General features: G+C 69.5%; 8 protein-coding genes. 4 read left to right on the plus strand and 4 right to left on the minus strand.

Annotation, left to right across the window (positions count from 1 at the left end; translation table 11 throughout):
• Position 1: 1 nt before the first annotated feature.
• From kdpB to ABZ796_RS19615, 3 genes are read right to left on the minus strand one after another with little or no spacing between them, the layout of a single operon-like run.
• A complete protein-coding gene (kdpB, locus tag ABZ796_RS19605) occupies positions 2-2,074 on the minus strand; it encodes a potassium-transporting ATPase subunit KdpB (protein ID WP_357339055.1) in 2,073 nt (690 codons plus the stop codon).
• Entirely contained in the window at positions 2,071-3,735 is a 1,665-nt protein-coding gene (kdpA, locus tag ABZ796_RS19610) for a potassium-transporting ATPase subunit KdpA (RefSeq protein ID WP_357339057.1), read from the minus strand. The genes kdpB and kdpA overlap by 4 nt, the downstream gene beginning before the upstream one ends.
• A complete protein-coding gene (locus ABZ796_RS19615; protein ID WP_357339059.1) occupies positions 3,732-3,944 on the minus strand; it encodes a hypothetical protein in 213 nt (70 codons plus the stop codon). The genes kdpA and ABZ796_RS19615 overlap by 4 nt, the downstream gene beginning before the upstream one ends.
• A gap of 345 nt (positions 3,945-4,289) precedes the next feature.
• On the opposite strand from ABZ796_RS19615, the gene corA reads away from it, so the two are divergent.
• The 3 genes from corA to ABZ796_RS19630 all read left to right on the plus strand — a co-directional run bounded on the left by corA (position 4,290) and on the right by ABZ796_RS19630 (position 7,098).
• Entirely contained in the window at positions 4,290-5,429 is a 1,140-nt protein-coding gene (gene corA / locus ABZ796_RS19620; RefSeq protein ID WP_357339061.1) for a magnesium/cobalt transporter CorA, read from the plus strand.
• Positions 5,430-5,490: 61 nt separating this feature from the next.
• Positions 5,491-6,450, plus strand: coding sequence for a DUF389 domain-containing protein (locus tag ABZ796_RS19625; RefSeq protein WP_357339063.1), 960 nt, complete (start codon positions 5,491-5,493; stop codon positions 6,448-6,450).
• A gap of 93 nt (positions 6,451-6,543) precedes the next feature.
• Positions 6,544-7,098: a hypothetical protein gene (locus ABZ796_RS19630; RefSeq protein ID WP_357339065.1), complete on the plus strand. Its 555-nt coding sequence runs from the start codon at positions 6,544-6,546 to the stop codon at positions 7,096-7,098.
• A gap of 6 nt (positions 7,099-7,104) precedes the next feature.
• On the opposite strand, the gene ABZ796_RS19635 is transcribed toward ABZ796_RS19630, so the two are convergent.
• Positions 7,105-7,971: a thioesterase family protein gene (locus tag ABZ796_RS19635; RefSeq protein WP_357339066.1), complete on the minus strand. Its 867-nt coding sequence runs from the start codon at positions 7,969-7,971 to the stop codon at positions 7,105-7,107.
• 113 nt (positions 7,972-8,084) lie between these two features.
• Between ABZ796_RS19635 and ABZ796_RS19640 the strand changes: the two genes are divergently transcribed.
• Entirely contained in the window at positions 8,085-9,299 is a 1,215-nt protein-coding gene (locus tag ABZ796_RS19640) for an acetyl-CoA C-acetyltransferase (protein WP_357339068.1), read from the plus strand.
• The last annotated feature ends 65 nt before the right edge of the window (positions 9,300-9,364 follow it).

The following is a 9,364-nucleotide window of genomic DNA, read 5'->3' on the forward strand; positions in this document are numbered from 1 at the left end:
TTCACAGTCCTGGGATGAGAGAGATGACGAGGTCGAGCAGCTTGATCCCGACGAACGGCACGATCAGGCCGCCGACCCCGTAGAGCAGCAGGTTGCGCCGTAGCAGGGCCGAGGCCGAGGAGGGCCGGTAGCGGACGCCGCGCAGCGCCAGCGGGATCAGCCCGACGATGATCAGCGCGTTGAAGACCACCGCGGAGACGATGGCCGACTCCGGCGAGGACAGCCGCATGATGTTGAGGACGTCCAGCGCGGGGAAGACGCCGACGAACATCGCCGGCAGGATCGCGAAGTACTTCGCGACGTCGTTGGCCACCGAGAACGTGGTCAGCGCGCCCCGGGTGATCAGCAGCTGCTTGCCGATCTCGACCACGTCGATGAGCTTGGTCGGGTCGGAGTCGAGGTCGACCATGTTGCCGGCCTCCTTGGCCGCGGTCGTCCCGGTGTTCATCGCGACACCGACGTCGGCCTGGGCGAGCGCGGGCGCGTCGTTGGTGCCGTCGCCGCACATCGCGACCATCCGCCCGCCGCGCTGCTCGCGCCGGATCAGCGCCAGCTTGTCCTCCGGGGTCGCCTCGGCCAGGACGTCGTCGACGCCGGCCTCCTTGGCGATCGCTCGGGCGGTGGCCGCGTTGTCGCCGGTGATCATCACCGTCTTGATGCCCATCGCACGCAGCTCGTCGAACCGCTCCCGGATGCCGTCCTTGACGACGTCCTTGAGGTGTACGACACCCAGCACCCGTGCCGGGTCGCTGTTGCGGTGCTCGGCGACGACGAGCGGGGTGCCACCGCTCTCGGCGATCTCCGAGACGACCACCGCGGTCTCCGGGGGCACCTGACCGCCGTTCTCCTTGGCCCAGGCCGCCACCGCGGAGGCCGCGCCCTTGCGTACGCTCAGGCCGGGGCTGTCCAGGCCGGACATCCGTGTCATGGCGGAGAACTCGACCATCGTGGCCTCCGCGGGCCCGCCCATCGATCTGCCGACCAGCGTCAGGATGCTACGGCCCTCCGGGGTCTGGTCGGAGAGGCTGGCCAGGACCGCGGCGTTCTCCGCGCCGGTCAGCGTGACGCCGGTGACCGGGATGATCTCGTACGCCTGTCGGTTGCCGTACGTGATCGTGCCGGTCTTGTCGAGCAGGAGCACGTCCACGTCACCGGCCGCCTCGACGGCTCGTCCCGACATCGCCAGGACGTTGCGGCGGACGAGCCGATCCATGCCGGCGATGCCGATCGCGCTCAGCAGGGCGCCGATGGTCGTCGGGATCAAGCAGACCAGCAGCGCGGTGAGCACCAGCCAGGACTGGTGGGCGTCGGAGTAGCCGGCCAGGTAGTAGAGGCTCCAGCAGACGACCACGAAGATGACGGTCAGGCTCGTCAGGAGCACGTTGAGGGCGATCTCGTTCGGCGTACGCTGCCGCTCCGAGCCCTCGACCAGGGCGATCATCCGGTCCACGAAGGAGTGGCCCGGGTCGGAGGTGATCCGGACGACTATCCGGTCTGAGAGGACCAGGGTGCCGCCGGTGACGGCGCAGCGGTCGCCTCCGGACTCGCGGATCACCGGCGCCGACTCGCCGGTCACGGCGCTCTCGTCGACGCTGGCGACACCCTCGATGACGTCGCCGTCACTGGGGATCCGCTCGCCGGCCTCGACCACGACGACGTCGCCGGAGCGCAGGTCGGTCGAGGCGACGAGCTCCTCGGCGCCACCGAGACCACCGTGCAGGCGTCGGGCGGTCGTCTCGGTCTGGAGCGCGCGGAGCGAGGCCGCCTGGGCCTTGCCGCGGCCCTCGGCGACCGACTCGGCCAGGGCGCCGAAGACGACGGTGAGCCAGAGCCAGACGGTGACCAGCCAGCCCATCACCGACGGGTCGAGAACCGACATGACGGTCGTGGCGGCCGCGCCGATCTCGACCACGAGCATGACCGGCGTGGCCACCAGTTTGCGGGGATCCAGCTTGCGCAGCGCCCCGGGCACCGCGTCGGCGATCTGCTCGGCCGTGAGCACGGACGGGGTCGCCTCGACATGGGTGTGGTGCTCGGTGTGTTCTTCAGGAGTACGTACGGGGGTCTGGGTCATGACAGGGACTCCACGATCGGGCCCAGCATGAGAGCCGGGACGAAGGTCAGGCCGACCACGACCAGCGCGACGCCGGTCAGCAGGCCTACGAAGAGCGGGCGGTGGGTGGGCAGGGTGCCGGCGTTGTCCGGCAGCCGGTTGGCGGTCGCGAAGCGGCCGGCCAGGGCGAGCACGAAGACCATCGGCACGAACCGGCCGAACAGCATCAGCAACCCGAGCACCGTGTTCCAGAACGGGGTGCCCGAGGTGATCCCGGCGAAGGCGGAGCCGTTGTTGTTGGCGGCGCTGGTGACGGCGTACAACGCCTCGGAGAGGCCGTGCGGCCCGTCGGTCGAGAGACCGGCCAGCCCTGCCGGAGCGGTGAGCGCGATGGCCGCGCCGACGAGCACCAGGATCGGGGTGGTCAGGATGTAGACCGCGACCAGCACCATCTCGTCACGGCTGATCTTCTTGCCCAGGTACTCAGGCGTACGTCCCACCATCAGGCCGCACAGGAAGACCGTGACCACGGCGAGCATGAGCATGCCGTAGAGACCGGAGCCGACACCGCCGGGCGCGATCTCGCCGAGCATCATGCCGAACAGCGCGACACCGCCGCCGGGGGCGGTCAGGCTCTCGTGCATGCCGTTGACGGCGCCGGTCGAGGTGCCGGTGGTGGCCGCGGCGAAGAGCGCCGTGGCGGCCTCGCCGAAGCGGGTCTCCTTGCCCTCCATCGCGGCGCCGGCGAGCTGCGGCGCGGTGCCGGGACCGGCCATCTCCGCCCAGGTCAGCAGGGTGATGCCGGCGGTGAGCAGAACGGCCATCGTCGACAGGACCGCGCCGCCCTGGCGCCTGTCCTTGACGATCAGGCCGAACGCCCAGGCCATCGAGAACGGCAGCACGAGGATCGCCCAGATCTCGAGCAGGTTGGTGAACGGGTCGGGGTTCTCGAAGGGGTGGGCGGAGTTGGCGTTGTAGAACCCGCCGCCGTTGGTGCCGAGCTCCTTGATCGCCTCCTGGCTGGCGACCGGGCCACCGGTCAGGGACTGGGTGCCTCCGGTCAACGTGCTCATCTCGTGCACGGAGTGCAGGTTCTGCACGGCCCCGGCCGCGACCAGCACGATCGCGACGACGAACGCCGCCGGCAGCAGCACCCGGAGCGTCGTACGCACCAGGTCGACCCAGAAGTTGCCGATCCTGCCCTGATGGCGCGTCCGGGCCAGCCCGCGAGCGAAGGCCGCGGCGACGGAGAGACCGACCGCGGCGGAGACGAAGTTCTGCACCGCCAGCCCGGCCATCTGGATCAGGTGACCGGTGGCCGCCTCACCCGAGTACCACTGCCAGTTGGTGTTGGTCACGAACGAGACCGCGGTGTTCCAGGCTCCGTCGCTGGGCAGCGGATCGAAGCCGCCGTCGAGCGGCAGCAGGTTCTGCAGCCGCCCGAAGGCGAACAGGAACAGGACACCGACCAGCGAGAAGCCGAGCGCCGACATCGCGTAGGAGCGCCAGTGCTGGTCGGCATCGGCGTCGACCTTGAGGGCCTTGTAGGCCACGGTCTCGGCACGCAGATGCTGGGGGCTGGTGTAGATGTGGGCGAGGTAGCGGCCCAGGAGCGGCACGCTGAGCGCCAACGCCGCGACCAGGGCCAGGATCTGCAGCACCGCTGCGAGCGTGGCGTTCATCGGGCGGCTCCGGGGACCTGGCTGTCGTGGGGGACGCTCACGCCCGCGGCGTCGTCGGCAGCGACGTCGGTAGCGACGTCGGTAGCGACGTCCGCGACGTCGTCCGTGGCTGTCTCGGGCGAGCCCAGCCGGCGGTCGATCAGACCGACCAGCAGGGCGAGCCCGGCGAAGCACGCGAGCGTGAGGAGGATGTAGATGAGGTCTGACACGCCTCCATTCCAGACCCGCATCGGGCCGTTTCCGGCCGCGTTGACGGAACCCTTACGCCTGTCGCGGCCGCACCGGACGACCTTGACGGTTTCCTGACACCTCGGCGACTTCTCGTGCCGCACACAGACGCCATAGCCTGTCCTGGTGCGCACGTGACTCCGTGCGAACGAGCAGGCAGTCGGGCTGTCGCCCGTGACCGAGGAAGAGAGGAGGTGGCCGCCATGGACGGTCAACCTCCGAGTACCACCTCGCCCTGACCGGTCCGGCCACCAGGAGTTCGTGCCCGGGCCGGCGCGACGCGTTCCAACGTCGCCCGCTCGCTCGCAACACTTCAGGAGGCCACCATGTCCGAGCGCCCGTTCAAGACCCTGCGCGCACTCACCAAGCAGCGCCGTGCCGACCCACCGAGGATCCCCTCGCAGCACGGCGGAGGTGGTCGGTCCTCGATGGCGGCGGCGGCCAGCGGAAGCATGATCGACAGTGCCGTCTACGTCGGCGGCGACCGCGTCGACTCACCCTCGACGCTCGCCGCGACGTACCGCTCCCTCCACGCCCACGACGACGCGATGGCCTGGATCGGGCTCTACCAGCCCAACCAGCACGAGCTGGCCTCGCTGGCCGAGGAGTTCGGCCTGCACGAGCTCGCTGTGGAGGACGCGATCCTCGCTCACCAGCGACCGAAGATCGAGCGCTACGACGAGACGCTGTTCGTGGTGCTGCGGGCCGCCTGGTACGTCGACGAGACCGAGGACATCGACTTCGGTGAGCTGCACCTCTTCGTCGGCCCGGACTTCGTGCTCACCGTGCGCCACGGCAACCAGCCCGACCTCTCCCCCGTTCGCCGCCGGATGGAGAGCAACCCCGATCTGCTCCGCCTCGGCCCCGAGGCGGTGCTGTACGCCATCCTCGACCGCGTCGTCGACGGCTACGCGCCGGTCGTGGCCGGACTCGCCAACGACATCGACGAGATCGAGACCGAGATGTTCCGTGGCGACACCCAGGTGTCCCGCCGCATCTACGAGCTCTCCCGCGAGGTGGTCGAGTTCCAGCGGGCGACCCGGCCGCTCCTCGGCGTCGTACGCTCCCTGGCCGCCGGCTTCGCCAAGTACCGCACCGACGCGGAGCTCCAGCGCTACCTGCGCGACGTCGAGGACCACATCATCGGCACCGTCGAGCAGATCGACGAGTTCCGCAACCTGCTGCGCGACATCCTCACCGTCAACGCCACCCTCGTCGCCCAGCAGCAGAACGAGGAGATGAAGGCGCTCAGCGAGCTCAGCGTGCAGCAGAACGACGAGGTCAAGAAGATCTCCGGCTGGGCGGCGATCCTGTTCGCGCCCACGCTCGTCGGCACGGTCTACGGCATGAACTTCGACTTCATGCCCGAGCTGCAGTGGCGCTACGGCTACTTCATGGCGCTCGGGCTGATGCTCACGGTCAACGTCGTCCTCTATGTCCTCTTCCGACGGCGCAACTGGATCTGACGGCCGCCACACGATCGCCGGGCGCGCCCCGGGCACAGCGGGCGTGAGCAACAATGTGCCCATGCTGCAGCTGCGGATCACCTCGCCGGAGCACCTGACACCCGCGATCCTCGAGGTCCTCACCGCCGACCCCGCGGTCAGCGAGCTCTCGTCGTTGCCGGGGGCCTCGCTGCGTCCCGAGGGCGATGTGGTGCTGGCCGCGGTCGCCCGGGAGGCGGCCAACGACATCATCGACCGGCTCCGCGAGCTCGGCGTACACCGGGAGGGCAGCCTCCACGTCGAGCCCGTGCAGACGTGGATGTCCGAGGCGGGCCTGACCGCCGACCACCTCGCGCCGGGCAGCAGCGCCGACTCGGTCGTGTGGGCCGACGTGACCCAGCGGGCCTACGAGGACTCCGAGACCAACTGGACCTTCCTGAGCCTGATCAGCCTGGCCACGATGCTGGCCGGCATCGCGATCGTCCTCGACTCCCAGATCCTGGTCATCGGGGCGATGGTCATCGGGCCCGAGTTCGGCGCGATCGCCGCCCTCGGGGTCGCCCTGGTACGCCGCCGCTTCGGGTTGCTGGGCCAGTCGCTGCGTACGTTGCTGGCGGGGTTCGCGGTCGGCATCGCCGTGACCACGCTGGCCGCGCTCGTCGCCCGCGCCCTGGGCTGGATCACGGCTGCGCACGTCACCGCGGAGCGGCCGGGCACCGCGTTCATCTACACCCCCGACAAGTGGTCCTTCATCGTCGCGCTGATCGCGGCCGCCGCCGGAGTGCTCGCGCTGACCTCGGCCCGGGCGGGCAACCTGTCCGGCGTGTTCATCTCGGTCACCACCATCCCGGCTGCCGCCAACGTGGCCCTCGGTCTCGCCTTCGGGCTGGGCGATGAGATCTGGGGCAGCACCCTGCAGCTCGTCGTCAACGTCTCCGGCATGGCGATCGCCGGGTGGCTGACGCTCCTCATCCAGCAGTACGTGTGGCAGCGGATCTCCGAACGCCGCGCGCTGTTGGTGACCCGGCTCAGGAAACGCTGACAAAGGTCCCGCTTCTCGACAACTGACGCAAGCACTGGGAGGCTACTGGGCTCAAGCAGAACTTTTGTCGTTCAGAGCGCTCTCGGAGGACGCATGCGGGCAATTCAGCGGGCTATCGTCGGAGTCGGGCTTGCGGTCATCGCCACCGTCGCGATGGCACTGCTCATCGGGGGTATCCGGTCGATCGGACCGGACCAGACGACCCGGCCCGCGCAGGAGGCGACCGGTCCGCTGACCGTGCTCGACGACCCGACGGGTCCGCCCGAGCCCGTCGACGCCGCCGAGGACACCTCCGTCGGCACGCTGCCACCTCCCGCCGACGCCTCGCTCGCGACCCAGCTCGCCTCCCGCGACCTGCTCGCGCCCTCCGACACGGCGCCGGACTCACGACAGCCCGCCGAGGGCAGCACGCTGAGCGCCCGGAAGACGCGCACCGGGGAGAAGCCGGGCAAGACCCCGGACCAAGGCCCCGCCATGCCCGGCCAGGACTTCACGGCGAGCCAGGACGGCTGGGACTGGAGCGAGTGGACCGATGGTTGGTACGGCGACCGCGACCGCGACAGGGGCGACGACTGCGGGCGCGACCACCGCGACGAGCACCGCTACGACCGCCGCGACGTCTGCGACGAGGACGACGGCCGCGACTGAGGCTCGCTAGAGCACGCTCTCGACGGCCGCGCGCACCTGCGGGCTGGGCTCGACGGCCTTCCCGGACTCCAGGTCGTAGAAGACCAGCGTGACCTGTCCGCGGGCGAGCCGAAGGTCTCCGTCGGCGATCTCCGACTCGATCGTCATCGACTTGGTGCCCAGCCGGGAGACGTAGCTCCACACGTCGTACGGCTCCGAGCGAGCGAGGACCGGCGCGTGATAGGTGACGTCGGTCTGCGCGACCACGACCGAGGGCCAGGCCTTGACCTCGTTGTGGGAGCTGAGCCGCTTCATCAGCGCGATCCGCGACTCCTGGAAGTACTCGAAGTACTTGACGTTGTTCACGTGTCCGTAGGCGTCGACGTCGGAGAAGCGGACGAAGAGCGGGAAGCGCCCGTCCTCGAGCCGCTTCGGCTCGCCCAGCGCGAGCGGCTTCGGCGACCATTCCTCCGGGTAGGACTCGAGGTAGGGCTGGAGGTTGGCCTTCTCCTCCGGCTTGAGCCGGCGAGGCGACTCGGTGGCGAAGACGTACGGCGCCAGGACCGTGCTCGCCCGCAGGAACACCTTGCGGGTGCCGTCGGGCTGGTCGCGGAAGATCTCGTACGCCATCGTGAAGCTCGCCGCCCGGATGTCGGTCACCCACGACTCGACGTAGACCGGCGTGAAGTCGAAGAGCAGCGGAGCGACGTACGTGACCTGGTGGCTGGCCACCACGACTCCCTCGGCCAGGCCCTGGGTCTGCGGGCTCCGGGCGTGCGTGCGCAGCATGTCCACGCGCGCCTCTTGGAGGTAGTCGACGTAGACGACGTTGTTGACGTGACCCAGCATGTCGAGGTCGGCCCAGCGCATGGGGCATTCGTAGAGGTGGCGCACGTGACCGATCCTTCCAGATCATCTTGGGCACTGGGCCTGGTCTCAACGCCGGGTCCGGGCGAGTATGGTGTCGACCACATCGCTTTCTACTCACCAGTAACCCGGGAGTGTTCATGCCTGAGGCAGTCATCGTCGCCGCCGCCCGTACCCCGATCGGGCGAGCCAACAAGGGATCTCTGAAGGACTTCCGTCCGGACGACCTTGCGGCCCTCATCACCAAGGAGGCCGTCGGGAAGGTCGAGGGTCTCGACCCCAACGACATCGACGACCTGCTGCTGGGCTGTGGCCTGCCGGGAGGTGAGTCCGGCAACAACATGGGCCGCGTGGTCTCCGTGCTGAACGGCTGGGACAAGGTGCCCGGCGCGACCATCACCCGCTACTGCTCCTCCTCGGTGCAGACCTCGCGGATGGCGCTGCACGCGATCAAGGCCGGCGAGGCCGACATCATCGTCTCGGCCGGCGTCGAGACCGTGTCCCGCTTCTTCAAGGGCACCTCGGACCACCTGCCCGACACGGTCAACCACCTCTTCGACGACGCCCAGTCGCGCACCACCGCGACCGCCGCGTCCAACGAGAAATGGCACGACCCGCGCGAGGACGGCCTGCTGCCGGACGTCTACATCGCGATGGGCCAGACCGCGGAGAACCTCGCCACCTCGCGCGGCATCTCCCGCCAGGAGATGGACGAGTTCGGCGTACGCTCGCAGAACCTCGCCGAGAAGGCCATCGCCGACGGCTTCTGGGCCCGCGAGATCACCCCGGTCACCACCCCTGACGGCACGGTCGTCTCGGCCGACGACGGCCCCCGCGCGGGCGTGACCCTGGAGGCCATCTCGGGCCTCAAGCCGGTCTTCCGCGAGGACGGCACCGTCACCGCCGGCAACTGCTGCGCCCTCAACGACGGCGCCGCCGCGGTCGTGGTCATGTCCGACACCAAGGCCGCCGAGCTCGGGGTCACCCCGCTGGCCCGGATCGTGTCCACCGGCGTCTCCGGCCTCTCCCCCGAGATCATGGGCCTCGGCCCGGTCGAGGCGACCCGGAACGCGCTGAAGTACGCCGGCATGTCGATCGGCGACATCGACCTGGTCGAGATCAACGAGGCCTTCGCGGCCCAGGTGATCCCGTCCTACCAGGACCTCGGCATCGACATCGACCGCCTCAACATCAACGGTGGCGCCATCGCCGTCGGTCACCCCTTCGGCATGACCGGTGCGCGCCTGCAGAACACCATGCTCAACAGCCTCGACTGGCACGACAAGACCACCGGTCTGATCACCATGTGCGTCGGCGGCGGCCAGGGCATGGCGATGATCCTCGAGCGCATCTGACGTCTGGTCGACTCGTCGCAGACCAACCCCGAATCCGCCGAGTCGGCGCGTTATAACGCGCCGAC

The sequence above is a fragment of the Nocardioides sp. NPDC047086 genome (genome assembly GCF_040643685.1).
Taxonomy (GTDB): Bacteria; Actinomycetota; Actinomycetes; order Propionibacteriales; family Nocardioidaceae; genus Nocardioides.